Origin of the sequence: Haloprofundus salilacus (assembly GCF_020150815.1) — an archaeon.
Taxonomy (GTDB): Archaea; Halobacteriota; Halobacteria; order Halobacteriales; family Haloferacaceae; genus Haloprofundus; species Haloprofundus salilacus.
Genome location: NZ_CP083723.1, coordinates 397,844 through 414,350, shown reverse-complemented (window position 1 = coordinate 414,350; position 16,507 = coordinate 397,844). Strand labels below are relative to the sequence as shown.

The following is a 16,507-nucleotide window of genomic DNA, read 5'->3' as shown; positions in this document are numbered from 1 at the left end:
GTTACTCGTCGTCTTCGGCGTCTTCGTCTTCCTCGGCCGCTTCGGCCTCGGCGACGAGGTGTTCGCCGTATTCGGAGAGAACGGCGCTGCCGCCGTTCTCTTCGAGGTCCTCGACGGCCGTCGACGTGAACGCGTCGGCGACGACGTGCAGTTCGTTGCGGACCTGCCCGCCGCCGAGCACTTTCACGACGTCGGTGTCGCTTCGCGCGTCGACGACCTCGCGGGCGTCGAGGCGGTAGCCGTCACCCTCCTCGTCGGCGAGGCCGTCCGCGGCGTAGAGCGCGGCGTCCTCGTCGAGCTTCTGCAGGCGCACCTCGACGACGTCGAGCTGTGCGTCCTCCGGGCGGGTGAAGCCGTGTTTGCCGAGCGGTTCGTAGTTGTGGAACTCGTGTTTCGAGCGTCCCGCGCGGCCGCGGCCACCGCGGTGACCGGCGCCGCGCCGATTCTTGTGCGTGCCGCCGCCGTGGGTTCGCGAACCGCGCTGTCGACGTTTCTTGGATGTCATTATCGCATCGCCTCCAGGAGGTTGTCGATCTCCTCGGTCTCGTGCGTGCCGAGTTGGCCGCCTTCGCTGGTCGGGTGCTTGAGCCCCTTGTGCCCGCCGCGTGGCGGGTGGAGTCGCAGCGACGGGGCGAGACCCTGCTCGCGCAGCGTCGTCTCCTCGTCGACGAGCGCCTCCGCGAGCGCACCGATATCGTCGTAATCGGTGTGCTCGGCGACGTAGTCGTCGTCGACGTCGGCGTCGCCTTCGAGCGGTTCCGCGCGCTTGCGCAGGAGCGTCTCGACGACCTCCGCGCTCGGTTCGCCGTGGGCGACGTACTCGTTGACCTTCGTCACCATGCCGCGGTAGGTGTCCGTCTCGGGGACGAACGCGCAGTGGTTGACGCCGTGGATGTTGAGCATCTTCAGGGTGTCGTGCACCGCACCGCTCATGTTCACGTCGCCGCGGATCTGGACGACTGCGCGCATCACTCGTTCACCTCACGCTGGACTTCGCGGGCGTGCCGCGGCGTCCGGGATTGGGAGGCGTTCTGCAGCGCGTTGTAGGTCGCCTTCGCGAGGTTGACCGTCGTCCGGGTGTTACCGTCGGACTTCGTCCACGCGTCCTGGATGCCGGCGAGCTCGAGGATGCTGCGGACGGTGGGCGCGGCCGCGAGGCCGAGACCCATTGGCGCGGGGATGATCTCGACGGTCACCGACCCGGCTTTGCCCTCGGCTTTCCGGGTCAGCGAGTGAGTACCGCCCGCGCGGTCCTCCCACGACCCCGAGCCGCGGTCGACCTTGATGATGTTCAGCTTTGCGACGTCGATGGCCTTCTGAATCGCCGAGCCGACCTGGTCGTCTCGGGCCTCGGCGTAGCCGAGGAACCCGTCGCGGTTACCGACCGCACAGACGCACCGGAACTTCACCCGGCGGCCGGAGTCGGTCATCCGCTGGACCATGTTGATGTCGAGCACGTCGTCGTCCAGTCCGGGGAGGAGCTGGTCGACGATCTCGGGCTCTTTCAGCGGCAGGCCCGTGTCGAGCGCCTGCTCCATCGACGTGACGTCGTCGTTCTGGACCATGCGGCCGAGGCGCGTTCGCGGCTCCCAGCCGTTGTTGTTTCTGCTCATTCGTCGTCCTGTAGTTGTTCGAGCACGTCGTCGAAGTGCTCGGGTAGTTTCTTGGCGTCGAACTCCCCGCCGTACAGCGGCTCGTCGAGCTGTTCCGCGTACTCGGCGATGTGTTCGCCGCGGTTACGCGACCAGTCGGCCAGCACGCTCTCGTTGTGCGGGATGTCGAGGCCAGCGTCTATCGCTCCTTCCTGAACGGCGAACACCTTGTTGCCGGGCGTCGCCGTGTTCAGGCCGATGTCGAGGACGGCCTCTTCGAGGCCGGCTTCGACCGCTCGCTTGCCCACGAGGTAGCCCGTCAAGTACGCGCTCGGGACGTTGCCCGTAGGGGCTTCCCAGCCGTACTCGGCGAGATCCTCGGAGGAAGCGGCGGCGTGTGTGTCGTCGCCGTCGGGTCCGGGGGTTACCAGCTGCGCCCTGACGTGCTTGTTGCTGACGCGGGCTACGAGCCGCGGCTTGCCGGATTTCAACAGGCGCAACCGCTGATGGTAGTCGGTCCGGACCTCGCGACGGCGTCGCATCGGTACCTTGTATCGTGGTCCTGTCGCCATCTATTGGTCCTCCAGTTCGATTTCGTAGTTGTTCCGTGCGTACGCTTCGAGTCGGTCGACGCTCTCGAACTCGCCACCGCTGGCCTTGTTGTAGAGCTCGCGGTACTGGGTTCGGTTCAGCGGACCGTCGTCGCGCAGTTCCTTGAGCCGGCTGCGCTGGGCGCGAATCCGACTCATCCACTCGTCTTTCGAGTCTCGCCGCGCGCCGGCCTTCCCTTTGCGGGTGCCGGGACCGCTGCGGTGGCCGTAGTCGCGCTTGGCCTGCCGCTCGCGGGCGCGTCCGCGCGAGTTGGACTTCGCGTCCGTCGCGCGGATGGTGCCACTGTCGACGAGGTCACGGATGTCCTCGCGGGTGATGGCTTCGGCGATCTCGCTCTGTTCGTCAGGGTCGAACCAGACGCGGCTCTTTCCGACGTCGAGGACGTCGGCGGCCATGCGTCGTTGTGCGCTCAGATCCGTCATTGGTCGACCTCCACTTCGACGTACGTCGGGTTGAGGACGCGGATCTCGCGGTCCTCGCAGACGTCTTCGATGCGCTCGCGCTTGCGAGCGCCGACTTTGCTGGCGATGCGGACGGCCTGCGTGTCGCCGTCGACGCCTTCGAGGTCGTCCACGTTGTGGACGCGAACTTCCTCGAAGCCGCTCGGGTGCAGACCGCGGGCGGCCTTCGGCGTGCGGTAGCCCGCTTCCACCATCGAGCCTTTGCCCTTGATGCCGCGTCGCTGCTTGGAGAGTCCGCCGCGCGGCTTGCGCCACGACTCGGGGACTCGCTTCTTCATGTAGTACTTCTGGCGGCGGAACGCGGGCATGCCCTCGCGGTGCTTCTGCCCGAGTGCGCGCGCCGTCTCGTCGTCGAGGTCGGGCGTCTTGTCGGCGTGGCCGCGGGGACGGAGCTCCGTCTCGACATCCTCTTCGGCCTCCTCGGCTTCTGCCTCGGGTTCGCCCTCGTCTTCGACTTCGGCCTCGGTCTCCTCGGAGACTTCGAGTCCGCCGACGTCCGCTTTGATGCGGGCCGCCAGCGCGTTGCCGATGCCTTCGACGTCGGCGAGTTCCGACTGGCTCGCCGCCTTGACGTCCTCGACGGACTCGTAGCCGGCTTCCTGCAGTGCTTCGGCCTTGCTCGGTCCGACACCGCTGATCTCTTCGAGTGTCTCTGGTTCGTCGTCGGCCATTTATGCACCACCTGCCTGTGGCTTCTCGGTGATGTAGACGCCGTCTTGGAACACGCGAGTGTCCTTGTCGGTGACGCGCGTCAGCTGTTCGATGGACGCGGCGGTCTGCCCGACGGCTTCCTTGTCGGAACCCGTCAGGATGACCTCCTCGCCGTCAATCTGTACGTCGGTGTCGCCGCGAATCTTCGCGCGGCGCGGTGCCTTCTCACCGAGGAAGTTCTCGATGACCACCTCGTCACCCTCAACGTTGACCTGCATCGGGAAGTGAGCGTAGTAGACCTCCATCCGGTACTCCCAGCCTTCGGTGACGCCGTGGAGCATGTTGCGAACGTGGCTCTCGAACGTCCCGACGGTCGCGTTGGTCTTCGCGTTCTCGGTGTCGCTTTCGACGACCACGTGGCCGTCCTCGACACCGACGGAGATGTCCGGATACCAGAGCCGTCGCGTGACGGACCCGTTCGGTCCTTCGACTGTGAGGTCGAGGTGGTCTACCTCGGCGGAGGCGTCGTCTGGAATTTCGATTTCGACTCTGCTCATGTTAGTAGACGTATGCGATTACTTGGCCACCAACGCCCTGTTCGCGGGCCTCGTAGTGGCTCATGACGCCGTGGCTCGTCGTGACGATGAGCGCCCCGTAGTCACGGGCGGGGAGGAATCGCTTCTCCCACTTCTCGAACTCGCCAGCGCCCGCGGAGTAGCGGGGCTTGACTGCGCCACAGTGGTTGATAGCGCCTTTCAGTTCGACCTCGAACCGACCGGCTCGACCGTCGTCGACGAACTCGAAGCCGTCGATGTACCCGCGGTCGTAGAAGACCTCGAGAACCGAGCCGATGATGTTCGAGGCGGGTTGTACCTCGTGGGACAGATGCCCAACGCTCTCAGCGTTGTCCACGCCGGAGAGCGCGCTGCTGAGTGGATCGTTGTCAGCCATTGTTATCGATACTTCTTGAATCCCATCTCGCGGGCGATCTCGCGGAAGCACTGCCGGCAGAGATTGATGTCGTACTTGCCGACGAGCGCCTGTTTGCGACCGCACCGGCGGCACTCGTGGCGCTGGCCGGTGCGTTGCGTGGCGTGTTCGCCCGTCGCGTCTGTTTCACTCTCGCTCATTGTTCAACCTCTACGTCGAACGACTCCTCGAGGAACGCGACGGCGTCCTCGGGGGTCAGGCGGTGGCGGGAGGGGATGCTCCGCGTCACCTGGTCTCGCTTCGCGACACGGTAGCCGGGGCGGACGAGGTTGACCGTTACGTCCAGCCCGTAGATACCGATCTCGGGGTCGTACTCCTGACTCGGGAACTCGGTGTGTTCTTCGACACCGAAGCTGAAGTTGCCCGTGTCGTCGAAGTTGCTCTCCGAGAGGTCTGCCAGCGGCAGCGCCTTTTCGAGGAACTCGTGGGCCGTCTCGCCGCGAAGGGTCACCTTCGCGCCGACGGGCGTGCCGATGCGGACGCCGAAGTCCTGTCCGGCGCGCTTTGACGTGGTGCGGACGCTCTCCTGGCCGGTGACGCTCTCGATGATGTCCTCGGCGTTGGCGAGTTCGCGGCCACCCTGGCCGATGCCCATGTGGACGACGACCTTCTCGATGCGCGCTTGGCGCATTTCGTGCGTGGATTCGCTCATTCGTCGTCACCTCCGGTGGTGGTGACTTCCGGTTCGCCGCCGGTGAAGTTCTCGTCGATGACGACGACGTAGTCGGCGACCGTCTCGAAGCCATCCCCGTCTTCCTGCTCGACGGTGACGGTGTTCTCACCACTGCCGAGCGTGACGGTGATGTCCGATATCTGTCCGATCTCGCCCGAGTGCGCGCCGTCGACGGCCGTCACGAGCGCGCCTTCCTCGTACGGGAAGTGCGCGACGATCTCCTTCGACTCGTTGTTGACGACGACCGAGTCGCCGCTGCTGTACTCGGAGGCGTCGTCGAGACGGAGGTTCGTTCCGTCGTGCAGCGTCAGTTGGAACGCGCCGCCGGCGACCTGGCGCTTGCCGACGATCTTGCCGAGGCGGCTGGACGCGGCGTCCGCGTCGATGGCGGTCAGCGCGAGGCGGCCACCCTCGTCGGGGAAGACGCGGTAGTACTCCTCGCGGGCGGTGAACGCCACGATGTCGAACATGCCGATGGGTCGGCGTTCGTCGGAGACGCGGTCGCCGTTGACCAGGACGCCCCCTTCGTTGAGCGCGTAGCGCGCTTCCTTCTTCGTGTCGACGTAGCCGAGCACGTCCCGCAGCAGGATGAGCAGGGGAACGCCCTGCTCGCCGTGCGGACCGGCGCCGGCTTTGACCGTCCAGACCTGTTCTTTCCGTTCGACCGGCCACGAGTTCGGGACCGAGAGTCGCTTCTGGTGCTTCGTCATTCTTCGCCCTCCAGACGCGCTTCGCGGCGCTCGTCTTCGAGGTCCAGTTCGGTCACGCGGACGTTCGAGGTGTCGACCGGCCGCGGGACCTCTTCCCCGTCGGCCTTCTCGACGACGACGCCCTCGACGGTGATGACCTCGCGTTTGAGGTCGACATCGAGCACTTCGCCCGTCTCCCCGGCGTCGTCGCCGCGGAGTACCTCGACGGTGTCGCCCGCGTTCACGCGAACGTTGCGTCGGCCGTACTCCTCGCGGAGATCCGACGACAGCGTCGCGCGGACCTGCTTGTGTCGCTCGTGCAGCGGCGCGTCGCGGTTCTTGGTTCGCTGTTTGCGTGGTTGCTTACTCATGCTATACGATCATCGTAGCCGTGGATGCGATGCTCCCGAAGCGCTCGGCGACTTCCCGCGCGATGGGACCCTTGATTTCGGTCCCGCGAGGCTCGCCGTTCTCGTCGATGATGACGGCGGCGTTGTCCTCGAACTTCACGCGCGTGCCGTTGGGGCGGCGGATGGATTTCCGCTGCCGCACGATGACGGCTTCGAGCACCTGTCGACGCATTTCGGGGGTGCCCTTCGTGACCGAGACGGTCACTTTGTCGCCGACGCCCGCTTTGGGGTGTCGGTTCTTCGTTCCGGAGTAACCGGCGACGCTGATCACTTTCAGCTCGCGGGCTCCGGTGTTGTCCGCACAGGTGATGAGTGAGCCTCGTTCGAGACCCTGTGTGACGTCAGCCTTCAGCGCTTCCATCACGCATCACCCTCTTCGTCTGCCTCGTCGGCAGCTGCCGCTTCGGGGGCCGTGAGGCCCTCGGTCACGTCCAGCGACGCGATTTTCTCGACGACCACGTGCGATTTCGTCTTCGACAGCGGTCGTGTCTCTGCGATTCGAACCGTATCGCCTTCCTCGAGCTCCACGCACGGGGGTGCGTGGGCGGGAACGCGACTACGCCGCTTCATGAAGCGGTCGTACTTGGGAACGCGAACGTCGTATTCGCGCTCCACGATGACGGTTTTGTCCATGTCTGTGGAGGCGACGGTGCCCTCGAGCGTCTGTCCGCGCACGGCAAGCGAGCCGTGGAACGGGCAGTTCGCATCGGAGCAGGTCTCCTCCGGTTCTGGTACGTTCAGTCCTATCGCCATGTAGATTCACCTACGTTTTCGGTGCGCAATGCGGGTCGTGAGAGCAGATTTGCACCATCCACCGTAACGTAGACTACGCCCTCGCAGTCGCCGGACGGCACCGTGCCGTCCGACGAGCCCTCGCGGGTCGACCCAGACTGACCGGCTAAATCACCGGCAGTTTCCGACTCCTGTTTGGACGTAGACCCCGGGGCCTTGCGGCGTCGTCGGCGCGTGTCCGACGACTCGTCGAGGCGGTCTCGACGGTTCCCGGCGGCTTCATTTGTGCGCGACGGCCCGGTTGTCGGACCGCCGCTCTGTCGTTCGAGCGCGAACTCGAACGTCGTTCCGCGTTTCGGCACCTGAACGACCCGAGCGCCTCGCTCGGCGACCTCGTCGCCGAACAGTCGAGCGGCAGCGGGCACGTCGCAGTCGACGTGCAGCGTCTGCATCGTCTCGACGACGACACGACCGACTATCCCGACGAGGTCGGGGTTGTCGGCGGCGGCCACCCGGACGGGCAGACCGTTGAGTTCGTGTCGCGTGAGGCTCTCGGGCGTCAGGGCCATCTTACTCCTCGTCGCCCTCTTCGTTCTGGATGGTCTTGATGCGGGCGATCGTCCGGCGAATCTCGCCGATTCGACCGGGGTTCTCCGGCGCGCCACCCGCGGCCTGGACGGCTCGGGCGTTGAGGAGTTCCGTCTCGAGTTCCTCGACTTCGGCCTCGCGCTCGGCGGGCGTCATGTCGCGGATCTCTTCGGGGTAGAGGATGGCCATCTACTGACCCTCCTCCTCTTCGTCGGCTTCCATCTCGGCGACGAGGTCGGCGGCCTCCTGCTCGACTTCCTCGTCGAGTTCGGAGAGCTCCGTCTCCACGTCGTCGGTCGCCTCCTCGTCGGCGTCAAGCTCGTGCTCTTCGTCGTCGACATCGCCGGTCGCGACCGGCTCTTCCTGCGGCTTCGCGGTCTCGCCGGACTCCTGGACGACCTCCTCGACGACTTCCTCGTCGATGGCGTCCTGCGCGTCGTCCTCGCCGGCGTGTTCGGCGGGCACGTCGTCGGCGTCCTCGCCGACGTCCGGCACTTTCTCGTCGTCGGGCTCTTCGAGGAGGTCCTCGACGCCCTCGGTGTCGGCGATCTGTTCGACCGCCTCGACCTCGACGTCCTCGGCGACGGAGAAGTCGTCGGGGAGCTGCGCTCCCGGCGGGATGATCTTCACCGTCACGCCGATGGTACCGAGCTTCATCACGGCGACGCCCTGACCGGTGTCGACGACTTCCTCGGCGGGTTCGCCGTTGTGCTTGATGTAGCCGCGGTTGAACTTCTCGTCGCGCGAGCGAGCGCCGGTGACCTTGCCGTTGAGCTTGATCTCCGCGCCGAGCGCGCCCGCGTCCATGATGCGGTCAATGGTCGTGTGACCAGCTTTGCGGAAGTACCAGCCGCGTTCGAGCGCGTTCGCGAGTCGGTCCGCGACGATGCGCGCGTTCAGGTCCGGTTCGTCGACCTCCTGGACGTCGATCTGGGGGTCGTCGAGGTTGAACCGCTCCTCGAGCTGACGGGTGACCTTGCGGATGTTCTTGCCGCCCTTACCGATGACCATGCCGGGCTTCTCGGCTTTCAGGACGATCTGGGTCCCCATCGGCGTCTTCGCGACGTCCATGCCACCGTAGCCGGCGCGGCCGAGTTCGGTCGCGAAGAACTCGTCGATCTGGGACTTCTGGAGTCCGTCTTCGATGAACTGATGTTCGTCTGCCATTATTCTTCGACCTCCTCGATGATGAGTTCCACGTCGACGAGCGTCGTGTTCCACGGGTCGGCTCGTCCGAACGCGCGGGGCTTGCGCCCCATCTGCTCGTCGACCTTGTGGGGGGCGACGTGTTTGATGACCATCGATTCGCCGTCGAATCCCTGCTCGTTGGCGTTGTTACGCGCGTTCTCGAGTAGCTTCAGGAAGTCCTTCGAGGCTTTGTTCGGGTAGCGACCCGCGTCCCACCCGTCGATGTCGCCTTTGTGGCCGACGCCGGAGTTGTGCTGCTTGAACGGCACCGACTGCTTTTCGTCGATGACGTCCTGCAGGTACGACTCGGCGTCGTCGACGCGCTTGCCTTTGATGGCGCGCGCGATGGCCTTGCTGTGCTTCAGGCTGATGGGCCGCTCCCGGAGCATGGCTTTCGCCGTCGTGTCGGGGTCGGCCTCGACGCTGTAGTTGATTCCCATGGGTTATTTGAGTGGCACGAACTTCGAGGACCGGGTCGCACCGATACCGGCCTGTCCGTGTTCGACCGAGTTCCGGGTGAGCTGGAACTCGCCCAGGTAGTGGCCAATCATCTCGGGCTGCACCTGAACGCGCTCGAAGCTCTGACCGTTGTACACCGCGAACGTCAGCCCGACGAACGCAGGCACGACGGGCATGTCGCGCAGGTGCGTCCGAATCGGGTTGTTCGCGGTCTCCTCTTCGGTCTTGTCCCGGGCTTTTTCGAGCAGTTTCTCGTGCTCGACGCCCAGGCCACGGTTGATGGTTCGCCGCTGACGCGCGGGGAGCAGTTCTGCGACCTCGTCGAGCTCCATGTCCTGCAGCTCGTCGAGCGTGTGGCCGCGGTAGGTGAACTCGCCCTCGCGGCCGGTGCGGTAATCTGTGCTCATTTGTTACGACCTCGTCCGGTACGTTTCGATGCGATGTCTCCGACCTTCCGGCCCGGCGGCGCGTTCCGCGAGACGGATTTCGGCTTGCCGGGGTGCTGTCGGCCGCCGCCACCGAACGGGTGGTCGACGGCGTTCATCGCAACACCGCGGACGCGCGGGTACTTGGTACCGCGCGAGCGCATCTTGTGGTGTTTCTTCCCCGCCTTGACGAACGGCTTCTCCGTCCGGCCGCCGCCGGCGACGACGCCGATGGTGGCGCGGCACTGCGGGTTGAGTCGCTTGACCTGACCGCTGGGCAGCTTCACGACCGCGACGCGCTTGTCGTGGGTCAGAAGCTGCGCCGAGACGCCGGAGGCGCGGGCGAACTTGCCGCCGTCGCCGGGCTGACGCTCGACGTTGCAGACCGGAATCCCCTCGGGGATTTCGGCCAGTGGGAGCGTGTTACCTGGCTTGATTTCGGCGGAGACGCCGACCTGGATGGTCTCGCCGACGTTGACGCCCTCGGGCGCGAGCACGAGGCGCTGGTCGCCGTCGTCGAATTCGACGTTGGCCAGCGGCGCGCTGCGCGCGGGGTCGTGTTCGATGTCGACGACGGTTCCGGAGATGGTGTCGCCGTCCGTCGCTTCCTTCTTGTGTCCGAGCTCGGCCTTGTAGCGGTGCGACGGCGCGCGGAACGTCGACGAGCCGCGTCCGCGACGTTGGCCTTGAATTCTACGTCCCATTTAGAACACCCCGATCCGCGAGGCGATTTCCTGTGCGTCGTCGTCCTCCGAGAGACGCACGGTCGCCTTCTTCGTGCCTTTCGGCGTGACCTGCGTGTTGATATTCGCGACGGTCACGTCGTAGCGCGATTCGATCTCCTCTTCGATCTCCGGCTTGGCGGCGTCGATGTCGACGATGAACTGGAGCTTGTTGTCGAAGTCCATCTCGTTCATCGCCTTCTCGGTGACCAGCGGGTGTCGGATGACGCTCATCGGTCGGCCACCTCCTCGACGGCGCTCTCGGTCCAGAGAGTCAGTCGACCGGCGTGGGTGCCAGGCGCGAGGTCCTCGGTGTTGACCTCCGCGGCGGTGACCACGTCGACACCAGCGAGGTTGCGCGCCGCCTTCGACGGCTCCTCGCTCGTGACGAAGAGGATGGATTTGGGTCGCTTGTACTTGCGACCGCGGGCCTTCCCCTGTCCGGCGCGGACCTTCCGGTCCTCGGCGCGCTCGATGTCGGCGTCGACGCCGAGCGCTTCGAGCAGCGAGAGGACCTCCTGGGTCTTCACGAGCTCTTCGAACTCGTCGGAGACGACGAGCGGGAGTTCGACGCTGTCGTCGAATTGGTGCCCGCGCTCGGCGACGAGTTCGGCGTCGGTTGTCGCCGCGATGGCCGAGCGGACCGCCAACCGGCGCTCCTTCTTGTTGATCTTCTTTCCGTGCTCCTTTTCGGCCTTCGGCGGGTGCGCTTTGCGCCCGCTGACGGCCTGCGGGACGCGGCGCGCGCGCCCGTTCTCTCGGGGCACGTGCGCCATCCCGCGGCCGCTGCCGAGCGACTCTGCCGGGGTTCGCATCCCGGCGAGGGGGTCGGCTCCATAGGCCTGCGTTCGGTTCGCCTGTGCGGCGAGGACGGCGCGCTTGATGAGGTCCGGACGGTACGTCGTCTCGAAGACCTCCGGAAGCTCGAGCGTGCCGGCGTCGTCGCCGTTCAGGTCCTTGATTGTTGCTTCCATTCGTTAGTCACCCCTGGTTGGACGCGGTGGAGACGTAGCGCACCTCGGGGTCGAGGCGCGGTTGGTCGTTCGGTCGGATGGCCGGGCGGAAGCGCAGGAGGCGCTTGTTCGGGCCCGGGAGCGAGCCCTCGACGAGCGCGTAGTCGCCGTCGACTTCGCCGTAGTTGACGAAGCCGCCGTCGACGGACGCGTCGTCGCCGTTGCCCATCGCGACGAGGCGTTTGTTCAGTTCGGTGCGCTGGTGGTACCCCATCTGACCCTGCTGGGGAACCGTCGAGCGGACGCGGCTCGGGTTCCACGGGCCGAGGTTACCGATGCGACGCCGCCATCCCTGGCGGGCGTGCTTGCCTTTGCGCTTCTGGACTCCCCAGCGCTTGACGGGACCCTGCGTCCCCTTTCCTTTGGTGACGCCAGCCGCGTCGAGGTACTCGCCCGCGCGGAAGACGTCGGCCATCGCGTGCTCGCCGCCCTCTTCGAGGAGGTCGAGCGCGAAGTCGGCGCGTTCGTCGAGCGAACCGCCGCCGACGCGAGTCTCCATCACGTCGGGTTTCTTCTTCGGGACGTTCTTCAGGCCGCTCGGGACGGTGTGGGTGATGACCCGAAGGTCGTCGACCTCACCGGCTTCGAGGCGGCTGCGGAGGTCGTCTGTGTCCTCCTCGAACGTGACTTCTGACGGGAGGTCGAGGACGCGGTCGAGGTCCTCGTCGAGCTCGGGGGCCCAAACCTCCGTGATCGGTTTCTGTCCGTACGGCGTGTTCTGGTAGGCTCGGAGTGCAACGGCGCGCATCGGCGGGGTCTCGACGACCGTGACGGGAATGGACTCTTCCATCCCCTCGCGGGCCGAGTTCGCCGTGTCGTTGACCATGACGACGTGGGTCATTCCGGCTTTGTAGCCGGCGAAGCCCTGCAGCGCAGGGGACCCCTCGTCGTCGGGCCACGACTTGATGCGCGGAACCTCTTTGGCTGCGCGCGTACGCGGGCCGAAGCCCATCGAGCCTTTTCGTGGTCTGCTTGGTTGTGGCATTGTATCACTCCGTGAGTGTTAGGCAGGCGAGTGAGGCGAACATCGCTTCCTCCGTCCGCACCACTTCGCTGCCCTGTCGCGGAACCGTATTGAGCCAGAGGTCGAACCCCGGACCGGGTTCGACTCGGTTGGTCGCCGACTCCTCGTCGGCGACGGCTTCGGGCGGAAACCCGAAGATGTCCGGAAGCCCTCTCTCGGGCGAACCGAAGGCGACGGTCATTCCGTCGGCGGTCCGTCCGGCCAGCGTCGCTAACCGCCCGACGGACAGTTCCTGTCCGAATCGGGAGGTGGCGATTTTCACGCCGGCGTCCTCACGGCCGAGCACTTCCGACAGGTCCATGCGCTCGACGACGAACCCCGGCGGGGTTTCGTCGACGATGCGTGCACGGACCGGTTCTCTCGAAGAGATCCTGACGGTGACGCGCTCTCCCTCTTCGGCCTCCACGTTCGGAGGCGTGTAGAGGGAGATCGGGTGTTGCAGTCCGCAATTGACCCGGACGCGACCTTCAGGTCCGACCTCGGTCACGATTCCCTGTGTTAACGACCCCGAATCGTCGGATTCGGAGCCGGTCCGTGGCGAGACACGGAGCGGCGGTAGCACGCCGGCGTACCGTAACTCGTCGCGCTTGCCCCACGCCTCCTGTCGGAGGTAGGGGGGCGTCGCGGCGTATTCGAGCACGGTAGCGACGAAGTCGCCACCCCAGCGGCGTTCGCCTTCCCCGTCGGGGAAGACGACCAACCGGTCCGCCCGGAACACGGTCGCCGCGCGGGCGACGTAGCCGATTTTGCGAGTTGCCTCGCGTTTGTCCTCGGCTTCCCGGACGAGCGACGACGGCACGCATACGGTGAGTGTCATGCCGTCGTTTGGGTGTCTCGCCACTAGACTGTGACGTTGCTATCCGATACGCACTAAAAAGGGTAGCGGAATCCAAATGGCCGTGAGACGCGCTCGCATGACTGTTGACGACACATTCTGCCGATTCGGGGAGTGCGAATTACCCCCACGCCCGCTATCGATTCGGGTACAATTCGCAAGCCTTATCAACAAATGCGTCGATTGTGGAAATGCAGCAGTTAGGCGCTGGTAGTGTAGTGGTATCACGTGACCTTGCCATGGTCACAACCTGGGTTCAAATCCCAGCCAGCGCACTTCTACGATTTCAATACTCTGAGCAGGGCGCTTCATCGCCCTGCGAAGTTCTGATTCCGTGGGTGGGGCACGGGATTTGAAGCACGGAACGAACGAGCCCAAGCGAGCGAAGTTCAGGCGGTTCAAATCCCAGCCAGCGTACTGCTCCGAACATCGCACCGTGAGTGTCACATCATCGACGGACTCCAACTCGGAGCACCGACACCGTCACCTGATCTCGGTTACTCGGCTCGAATCTGAGATACGTCCGCAGTACTTGCATCGACCCCGACCGTTGTTTCGCGGGCTGATAATCGAGACAACGCCTTTACAACTGGGGGGCGTTGGAACAGATGCAGTCGCACTGCGCTGGTAGTGTAGCGGTCAACACGCGGTCGTTTCCACGGCCGCAACCCAGTGTTCAAATCCTGGCCAGCGCACTTCTTCGATTTCAACGCTCCGAGCGACACGTCTCCTCGCGCCGAGAACGCTCCTCGAAATCTCACAGTCAACCGGGGCGGCGTGTGGCCCACAAGTTGATAACGACCGCTCGCGACGCGGCAGTCGCTGTCGACGAAGCGTCAAGAGTACGGTAACGCATCCGAAACCGTTCGAGGGGACCGTGACAAAGGCTGGAGTTGTCGCTTCGTCGGCGCACTGAGGGAAGTCCACCGACCGGCCGAGACGGACTGACGTCGCCGGGCACGCGAGCGTCGTCGCAGTCCGCACCCGGTCGGGAGCGATCGCACGAATCGGCGCGACGATGCACACAGCTCGTCGTGTCCGTCGTTTTTTCCGTCGATACCGGAACGGTCATTCCGCCGGCGGGCAGTCCATCCGATATGAAGTCCGAGTCCGTCACGACGGCGCGTCAGTACTACGAGGACCTCGACCCGGACGGTCTCTGGGAGCTAGAGACGGCGACGGTGACGCGAGACGAGATCATCGAGTTCGCCGAGCGGTACGACCCGCAACCGTTCCACGTCGACGAGGACGCGGCGCGCGAGTCGATGTTCGACGGTCTCATCGCGAGCGGTCTCCACACCTACTGCGTCTGCAACCGTCTGGCTACGGAGGCGTTCTTCCACCAGGTCGCGTTTCTCTGCGGCCGCGGCCTCGCCGACTTCCGGTGGCACCGTCCGGTGCGACCCGGCGATACGCTCTCGGGATGGGTCGAACTCGGCGAGATGCGCGTCTCCGAGTCCGACCCCCAACGCGGTTACGTCGACGTGGAAATAACCGGCGTCAATCAGGACGATGAGGTCGTCATCTCGTGGACCGCGCAGGCGCTCGTCGCCCGGCGGCCGCAGTAACGCCGCCTCTCACTCGGCACGTCGCTGCCGCCGTCCGGCGTGCCGCTGCCGCCATCTGGCGTGTCGCTACCCCCGTTGCACCGCTATCGTCGCCCGTCGTTGTCGAAGTCGAGGCCGTCGACTCCGTCGTCATCGTTGTTACTCTGGAGCGTCGCGTCTTCGTTGACGCCGAGCGAGAGCGTCTCTCCGGTCTCGATGCGCGTGAGACCGTCGAGGTCGCAGAGCGACGCGACTGCGGACTCCGGAACTGTGACCAACACTGCCTGGAACTGCAGGTCGCGTTCGACAGTGCCGTCCGCTTCCCGAACCCTCGCTTCGAGCGCCTCCCGGTCTGCGTCGTCACCAAGTTCGACGACCAAGGTCGTCTCCTCGCCGTCGATAGGGTCGTCGCGCATCCGACGAACGGGGTGTGAGAGATACATGTGGGTAGGTATCCGGTCGCAGGCAAAACGAGTCCGGTTCCCGTCGATACGGTCGATACAGTCAGTCCTCGGTCCAGTAGTACAGTTCCTCCCGCGGCGTACCACAGTCGGAACAGGAGACCGGAAACGCCTCCAAATCCCCGGTCTCGCCGCAGCGGTGACAGTGCCAGACGAGGTAAGCTTCGCGAACTCTGTGCTAGTTAGTCGTTCGTTGCGGACGACCACTCGGCGTGGATCGACCCGGCGGCAGTCGAGTCACTAGTGAGTCGATAGGTGCGTAGTTTCGTGTTTGTTAATATCTATGCACATGTCTTTAACCACGCATCTCGCCGGTTACTCCTCGTCGCGGACGGACCACCGAAGTTCGAGACCGTATCCGCCGTCGCGGAGGCGAAGGAGTGACCCGTCAGTCTCGGTTGCGATTCGCTGCGGTCGCGGGAGCGTCACGGACTCCTCGCCGACCTCGATAGTTATCTCGTCGGCAGCGTCGAGCAAGCGGTTCAGTTTGGTCAGCGCCGCGGCGAGTTCCTGCTTGTCGGCCCGTTCTGCAGTGTGCTCCGGGCGAACGCCGCCGATGACTGGTTCGATGCTCACGTCGGCGCTGCGGTTCGAGAGGACGGCGTTGAGAGCGACGCCGACGAGGACGACGAGACCGCTGAAGTAGAGCCACGTCAAGACGAGCAGCACGACCGCAAGGAGATTGGCGGGACCGTCGCTGCTGGAGGCGGCGTAGTACCGGAAGAAGAACTGGAAGACAGTCAGGCCGACGGCGGCGAACACCGTCCCCGGGAGGATTTCAGCGACACTCACGTCGGTGTCCGGAAAGATGTAGTACATCGGCAGAAACGTCAGCGTCAACCCGCCGACGAGAAGGAGTAACTGGGCTACTCGGCCCACAACTCCGTACTGTTCGAGGGCGAAACGCTGGGTGGTAATGGCCGCGAAGATGGCGACGCCGACGGTACCGAGGACGATGGTGGCGTCGAGTATCTGGTCGCGGAACGTGTTCTCGGTCTCCGTCTCGTAGATATCCGAAAACGCCGTGTCGAGACCACGGAAGATTCGCATCGCCCCCCAGAGCAGGAAGACGACGCCCACGATGGAGAGACTCGTCGATCCGCTCGCGTTCGAGAGGTCCTGAATCAGTTGGTCGCCGGTCCCCGGTGCCAACATCGCTTCGACGAGCGACTCGAATCCATCCTGGAATGAACGGTTGCCGACCGCCGAGAACGCCGCGAGCGCGAGCGCGAAGAACGGAAACAGCGAGACAAACGCGTGGTAGGCGATGCTTCCGGCCAGAAACGTGAGTTTCTCGACGCGTATCTCGTGGACGAGCGCGCGCCCGACCGTCACTACGCGCTCACGCGAAGGAGACATTATCGTGCGTACGACGATGAGGGCAAAAAGTCCGCCGGGGTCGCGACGGGGTCGCCACCTTGATGCGGTTAACTGT

General features: G+C 65.1%; 27 protein-coding genes, 2 tRNA genes and 1 pseudogene. 3 read left to right on the top strand and 27 right to left on the bottom strand.

Annotation, left to right across the window (positions count from 1 at the left end):
• Position 1 precedes the first annotated feature (1 nt).
• From LAQ58_RS02050 to LAQ58_RS01935, 24 genes are read right to left on the bottom strand one after another with little or no spacing between them, the layout of a single operon-like run.
• A complete protein-coding gene (locus tag LAQ58_RS02050) occupies positions 2 to 505 on the bottom strand; it encodes an uL15m family ribosomal protein (protein ID WP_224448965.1) in 504 nt (167 codons plus the stop codon).
• Positions 505 to 969, bottom strand: coding sequence for a 50S ribosomal protein L30 (rpmD, locus tag LAQ58_RS02045; RefSeq protein WP_224448964.1), 465 nt, complete (start codon positions 967 to 969; stop codon positions 505 to 507). Before rpmD ends, LAQ58_RS02050 begins: the two co-directional genes overlap by 1 nt.
• Complete coding sequence (locus LAQ58_RS02040; RefSeq protein WP_224448963.1) at positions 969 to 1,613, bottom strand: 30S ribosomal protein S5; 645 nt, start codon at positions 1,611 to 1,613, stop codon at positions 969 to 971. Before LAQ58_RS02040 ends, rpmD begins: the two co-directional genes overlap by 1 nt.
• Positions 1,610 to 2,164: a 50S ribosomal protein L18 gene (locus tag LAQ58_RS02035; RefSeq protein WP_224448962.1), complete on the bottom strand. Its 555-nt coding sequence runs from the start codon at positions 2,162 to 2,164 to the stop codon at positions 1,610 to 1,612. Before LAQ58_RS02035 ends, LAQ58_RS02040 begins: the two co-directional genes overlap by 4 nt.
• Complete coding sequence (locus tag LAQ58_RS02030) at positions 2,165 to 2,626, bottom strand: 50S ribosomal protein L19e (protein ID WP_224448961.1); 462 nt, start codon at positions 2,624 to 2,626, stop codon at positions 2,165 to 2,167. It abuts the gene before it with no gap.
• Entirely contained in the window at positions 2,623 to 3,336 is a 714-nt protein-coding gene (locus LAQ58_RS02025) for a 50S ribosomal protein L32e (protein ID WP_224448960.1), read from the bottom strand. Before LAQ58_RS02025 ends, LAQ58_RS02030 begins: the two co-directional genes overlap by 4 nt.
• On the bottom strand, positions 3,337 to 3,873 hold the full coding sequence (locus LAQ58_RS02020; RefSeq protein WP_224448959.1) for a 50S ribosomal protein L6: 537 nt from the start codon (positions 3,871 to 3,873) through the stop codon (positions 3,337 to 3,339). It abuts the gene before it with no gap.
• A 1-nt stretch (position 3,874) separates the two neighbouring features.
• Complete coding sequence (locus tag LAQ58_RS02015; RefSeq protein WP_224448958.1) at positions 3,875 to 4,267, bottom strand: 30S ribosomal protein S8; 393 nt, start codon at positions 4,265 to 4,267, stop codon at positions 3,875 to 3,877.
• A gap of 2 nt (positions 4,268 to 4,269) precedes the next feature.
• Positions 4,270 to 4,446, bottom strand: a complete 177-nt coding sequence (locus tag LAQ58_RS02010; RefSeq protein ID WP_224448957.1) for a 30S ribosomal protein S14 — start codon at positions 4,444 to 4,446, stop codon at positions 4,270 to 4,272.
• Entirely contained in the window at positions 4,443 to 4,958 is a 516-nt protein-coding gene (locus LAQ58_RS02005) for a 50S ribosomal protein L5 (RefSeq protein ID WP_224448956.1), read from the bottom strand. The genes LAQ58_RS02010 and LAQ58_RS02005 overlap by 4 nt, the downstream gene beginning before the upstream one ends.
• On the bottom strand, positions 4,955 to 5,689 hold the full coding sequence (locus tag LAQ58_RS02000; protein ID WP_224448955.1) for a 30S ribosomal protein S4e: 735 nt from the start codon (positions 5,687 to 5,689) through the stop codon (positions 4,955 to 4,957). Before LAQ58_RS02000 ends, LAQ58_RS02005 begins: the two co-directional genes overlap by 4 nt.
• Complete coding sequence (gene rplX, locus LAQ58_RS01995; protein ID WP_224448954.1) at positions 5,686 to 6,039, bottom strand: 50S ribosomal protein L24; 354 nt, start codon at positions 6,037 to 6,039, stop codon at positions 5,686 to 5,688. The genes LAQ58_RS02000 and rplX overlap by 4 nt, the downstream gene beginning before the upstream one ends.
• Before the next feature lies 1 nt (position 6,040).
• Complete coding sequence (locus tag LAQ58_RS01990) at positions 6,041 to 6,439, bottom strand: 50S ribosomal protein L14 (protein WP_224448953.1); 399 nt, start codon at positions 6,437 to 6,439, stop codon at positions 6,041 to 6,043.
• On the bottom strand, positions 6,439 to 6,831 hold the full coding sequence (locus tag LAQ58_RS01985; RefSeq protein WP_343217950.1) for a 30S ribosomal protein S17: 393 nt from the start codon (positions 6,829 to 6,831) through the stop codon (positions 6,439 to 6,441). The genes LAQ58_RS01990 and LAQ58_RS01985 overlap by 1 nt, the downstream gene beginning before the upstream one ends.
• A complete protein-coding gene (locus tag LAQ58_RS01980) occupies positions 6,822 to 7,379 on the bottom strand; it encodes a ribonuclease P protein component 1 (protein WP_224448952.1) in 558 nt (185 codons plus the stop codon). The genes LAQ58_RS01985 and LAQ58_RS01980 overlap by 10 nt, the downstream gene beginning before the upstream one ends.
• Position 7,380: 1 nt before the next feature.
• Positions 7,381 to 7,587, bottom strand: a complete 207-nt coding sequence (gene rpmC / locus LAQ58_RS01975; RefSeq protein ID WP_224448951.1) for a 50S ribosomal protein L29 — start codon at positions 7,585 to 7,587, stop codon at positions 7,381 to 7,383.
• Positions 7,588 to 8,565: a 30S ribosomal protein S3 gene (locus tag LAQ58_RS01970; RefSeq protein ID WP_224448950.1), complete on the bottom strand. Its 978-nt coding sequence runs from the start codon at positions 8,563 to 8,565 to the stop codon at positions 7,588 to 7,590.
• A complete protein-coding gene (locus tag LAQ58_RS01965) occupies positions 8,565 to 9,026 on the bottom strand; it encodes a 50S ribosomal protein L22 (RefSeq protein WP_224268245.1) in 462 nt (153 codons plus the stop codon). The genes LAQ58_RS01970 and LAQ58_RS01965 overlap by 1 nt, the downstream gene beginning before the upstream one ends.
• A 3-nt stretch (positions 9,027 to 9,029) precedes the next feature.
• Complete coding sequence (locus LAQ58_RS01960) at positions 9,030 to 9,452, bottom strand: 30S ribosomal protein S19 (protein ID WP_224448949.1); 423 nt, start codon at positions 9,450 to 9,452, stop codon at positions 9,030 to 9,032.
• Positions 9,449 to 10,174 (bottom strand): 50S ribosomal protein L2, encoded by a 726-nt coding sequence (locus LAQ58_RS01955; RefSeq protein ID WP_224448948.1) that lies wholly within the window; start codon positions 10,172 to 10,174, stop codon positions 9,449 to 9,451. The genes LAQ58_RS01960 and LAQ58_RS01955 overlap by 4 nt, the downstream gene beginning before the upstream one ends.
• Positions 10,175 to 10,426 (bottom strand): 50S ribosomal protein L23, encoded by a 252-nt coding sequence (locus LAQ58_RS01950; RefSeq protein WP_224448947.1) that lies wholly within the window; start codon positions 10,424 to 10,426, stop codon positions 10,175 to 10,177.
• On the bottom strand, positions 10,423 to 11,166 hold the full coding sequence (gene rpl4p / locus LAQ58_RS01945; RefSeq protein ID WP_224448946.1) for a 50S ribosomal protein L4: 744 nt from the start codon (positions 11,164 to 11,166) through the stop codon (positions 10,423 to 10,425). Before rpl4p ends, LAQ58_RS01950 begins: the two co-directional genes overlap by 4 nt.
• A 7-nt stretch (positions 11,167 to 11,173) precedes the next feature.
• Complete coding sequence (locus LAQ58_RS01940) at positions 11,174 to 12,190, bottom strand: 50S ribosomal protein L3 (RefSeq protein ID WP_224448945.1); 1,017 nt, start codon at positions 12,188 to 12,190, stop codon at positions 11,174 to 11,176.
• 4 nt (positions 12,191 to 12,194) lie between these two features.
• Positions 12,195 to 13,046 carry an RNA methyltransferase gene (locus LAQ58_RS01935; RefSeq protein WP_224448944.1) on the bottom strand — a complete coding sequence of 284 codons (852 nt, stop codon included), beginning with the start codon at positions 13,044 to 13,046 and terminating at the stop codon, positions 12,195 to 12,197.
• Between the two features lie 222 nt (positions 13,047 to 13,268).
• Here LAQ58_RS01935 and LAQ58_RS01930 point away from each other — a divergent pair.
• The 3 genes from LAQ58_RS01930 to LAQ58_RS01920 all read left to right on the top strand — a co-directional run bounded on the left by LAQ58_RS01930 (position 13,269) and on the right by LAQ58_RS01920 (position 14,632).
• Positions 13,269 to 13,339, top strand: a tRNA-Gly gene (locus tag LAQ58_RS01930).
• 346 nt (positions 13,340 to 13,685) lie between these two features.
• Positions 13,686 to 13,759: transfer RNA gene (locus LAQ58_RS01925), tRNA-OTHER, on the top strand.
• Between the two features lie 402 nt (positions 13,760 to 14,161).
• Positions 14,162 to 14,632 carry a MaoC family dehydratase gene (locus LAQ58_RS01920; RefSeq protein WP_224448943.1) on the top strand — a complete coding sequence of 157 codons (471 nt, stop codon included), beginning with the start codon at positions 14,162 to 14,164 and terminating at the stop codon, positions 14,630 to 14,632.
• Between the two features lie 83 nt (positions 14,633 to 14,715).
• On the opposite strand, the gene LAQ58_RS01915 is transcribed toward LAQ58_RS01920, so the two are convergent.
• From LAQ58_RS01915 to LAQ58_RS01910, 3 genes and pseudogenes are all read right to left on the bottom strand, one after another.
• On the bottom strand, positions 14,716 to 15,054 hold the full coding sequence (locus LAQ58_RS01915; protein ID WP_224448942.1) for a hypothetical protein: 339 nt from the start codon (positions 15,052 to 15,054) through the stop codon (positions 14,716 to 14,718).
• A 61-nt stretch (positions 15,055 to 15,115) separates the two neighbouring features.
• A pseudogene (locus tag LAQ58_RS19040) lies at positions 15,116 to 15,235 on the bottom strand (DUF7130 family rubredoxin-like protein); the annotation flags it as partial.
• A 152-nt stretch (positions 15,236 to 15,387) separates the two neighbouring features.
• Positions 15,388 to 16,431 carry a YhjD/YihY/BrkB family envelope integrity protein gene (locus LAQ58_RS01910; RefSeq protein WP_224448941.1) on the bottom strand — a complete coding sequence of 348 codons (1,044 nt, stop codon included), beginning with the start codon at positions 16,429 to 16,431 and terminating at the stop codon, positions 15,388 to 15,390.
• Positions 16,432 to 16,507 lie beyond the last annotated feature (76 nt).

Excerpts from the sequence above, each read along its gene's own strand:
- LAQ58_RS02015 (WP_224448958.1), bottom strand. The coding sequence starts at position 4,267 with ATGGCTGACAACGATCCACTCAGCAGCGCGCTCTCCGGCGTGGACAAC.
- LAQ58_RS02025 (WP_224448960.1), bottom strand. The coding sequence starts at position 3,336 with ATGGCCGACGACGAACCAGAGACACTCGAAGAGATCAGCGGTGTCGGA.
- LAQ58_RS01915 (WP_224448942.1), bottom strand. The coding sequence starts at position 15,054 with ATGTATCTCTCACACCCCGTTCGTCGGATGCGCGACGACCCTATCGAC.
- LAQ58_RS02005 (WP_224448956.1), bottom strand. The coding sequence starts at position 4,958 with ATGAGCGAATCCACGCACGAAATGCGCCAAGCGCGCATCGAGAAGGTC.
- rplX (WP_224448954.1), bottom strand. The coding sequence starts at position 6,039 with ATGAGTAAGCAACCACGCAAACAGCGAACCAAGAACCGCGACGCGCCG.
- LAQ58_RS02035 (WP_224448962.1), bottom strand. The coding sequence starts at position 2,164 with ATGGCGACAGGACCACGATACAAGGTACCGATGCGACGCCGTCGCGAG.
- LAQ58_RS02050 (WP_224448965.1), bottom strand. The coding sequence starts at position 505 with ATGACATCCAAGAAACGTCGACAGCGCGGTTCGCGAACCCACGGCGGC.
- LAQ58_RS02030 (WP_224448961.1), bottom strand. The coding sequence starts at position 2,626 with ATGACGGATCTGAGCGCACAACGACGCATGGCCGCCGACGTCCTCGAC.
- LAQ58_RS01960 (WP_224448949.1), bottom strand. The coding sequence starts at position 9,452 with ATGAGCACAGATTACCGCACCGGCCGCGAGGGCGAGTTCACCTACCGC.
- LAQ58_RS01970 (WP_224448950.1), bottom strand. The coding sequence starts at position 8,565 with ATGGCAGACGAACATCAGTTCATCGAAGACGGACTCCAGAAGTCCCAG.
- LAQ58_RS02010 (WP_224448957.1), bottom strand. The coding sequence starts at position 4,446 with ATGAGCGAGAGTGAAACAGACGCGACGGGCGAACACGCCACGCAACGC.
- LAQ58_RS01910 (WP_224448941.1), bottom strand. The coding sequence starts at position 16,431 with ATGTCTCCTTCGCGTGAGCGCGTAGTGACGGTCGGGCGCGCGCTCGTC.
- LAQ58_RS01980 (WP_224448952.1), bottom strand. The coding sequence starts at position 7,379 with ATGGCCCTGACGCCCGAGAGCCTCACGCGACACGAACTCAACGGTCTG.
- LAQ58_RS01940 (WP_224448945.1), bottom strand. The coding sequence starts at position 12,190 with ATGCCACAACCAAGCAGACCACGAAAAGGCTCGATGGGCTTCGGCCCG.
- LAQ58_RS01955 (WP_224448948.1), bottom strand. The coding sequence starts at position 10,174 with ATGGGACGTAGAATTCAAGGCCAACGTCGCGGACGCGGCTCGTCGACG.
- LAQ58_RS01990 (WP_224448953.1), bottom strand. The coding sequence starts at position 6,439 with ATGGAAGCGCTGAAGGCTGACGTCACACAGGGTCTCGAACGAGGCTCA.
- rpmC (WP_224448951.1), bottom strand. The coding sequence starts at position 7,587 with ATGGCCATCCTCTACCCCGAAGAGATCCGCGACATGACGCCCGCCGAG.
- LAQ58_RS02040 (WP_224448963.1), bottom strand. The coding sequence starts at position 1,613 with ATGAGCAGAAACAACAACGGCTGGGAGCCGCGAACGCGCCTCGGCCGC.
- LAQ58_RS02000 (WP_224448955.1), bottom strand. The coding sequence starts at position 5,689 with ATGACGAAGCACCAGAAGCGACTCTCGGTCCCGAACTCGTGGCCGGTC.
- LAQ58_RS01950 (WP_224448947.1), bottom strand. The coding sequence starts at position 10,426 with ATGAGCGTCATCCGACACCCGCTGGTCACCGAGAAGGCGATGAACGAG.
- LAQ58_RS01920 (WP_224448943.1), top strand. The coding sequence starts at position 14,162 with ATGAAGTCCGAGTCCGTCACGACGGCGCGTCAGTACTACGAGGACCTC.
- rpl4p (WP_224448946.1), bottom strand. The coding sequence starts at position 11,166 with ATGGAAGCAACAATCAAGGACCTGAACGGCGACGACGCCGGCACGCTC.
- LAQ58_RS02020 (WP_224448959.1), bottom strand. The coding sequence starts at position 3,873 with ATGAGCAGAGTCGAAATCGAAATTCCAGACGACGCCTCCGCCGAGGTA.
- LAQ58_RS01935 (WP_224448944.1), bottom strand. The coding sequence starts at position 13,046 with ATGACACTCACCGTATGCGTGCCGTCGTCGCTCGTCCGGGAAGCCGAG.
- LAQ58_RS01965 (WP_224268245.1), bottom strand. The coding sequence starts at position 9,026 with ATGGGAATCAACTACAGCGTCGAGGCCGACCCCGACACGACGGCGAAA.
- LAQ58_RS01985 (WP_343217950.1), bottom strand. The coding sequence starts at position 6,831 with ATGGCGATAGGACTGAACGTACCAGAACCGGAGGAGACCTGCTCCGAT.
- rpmD (WP_224448964.1), bottom strand. The coding sequence starts at position 969 with ATGCGCGCAGTCGTCCAGATCCGCGGCGACGTGAACATGAGCGGTGCG.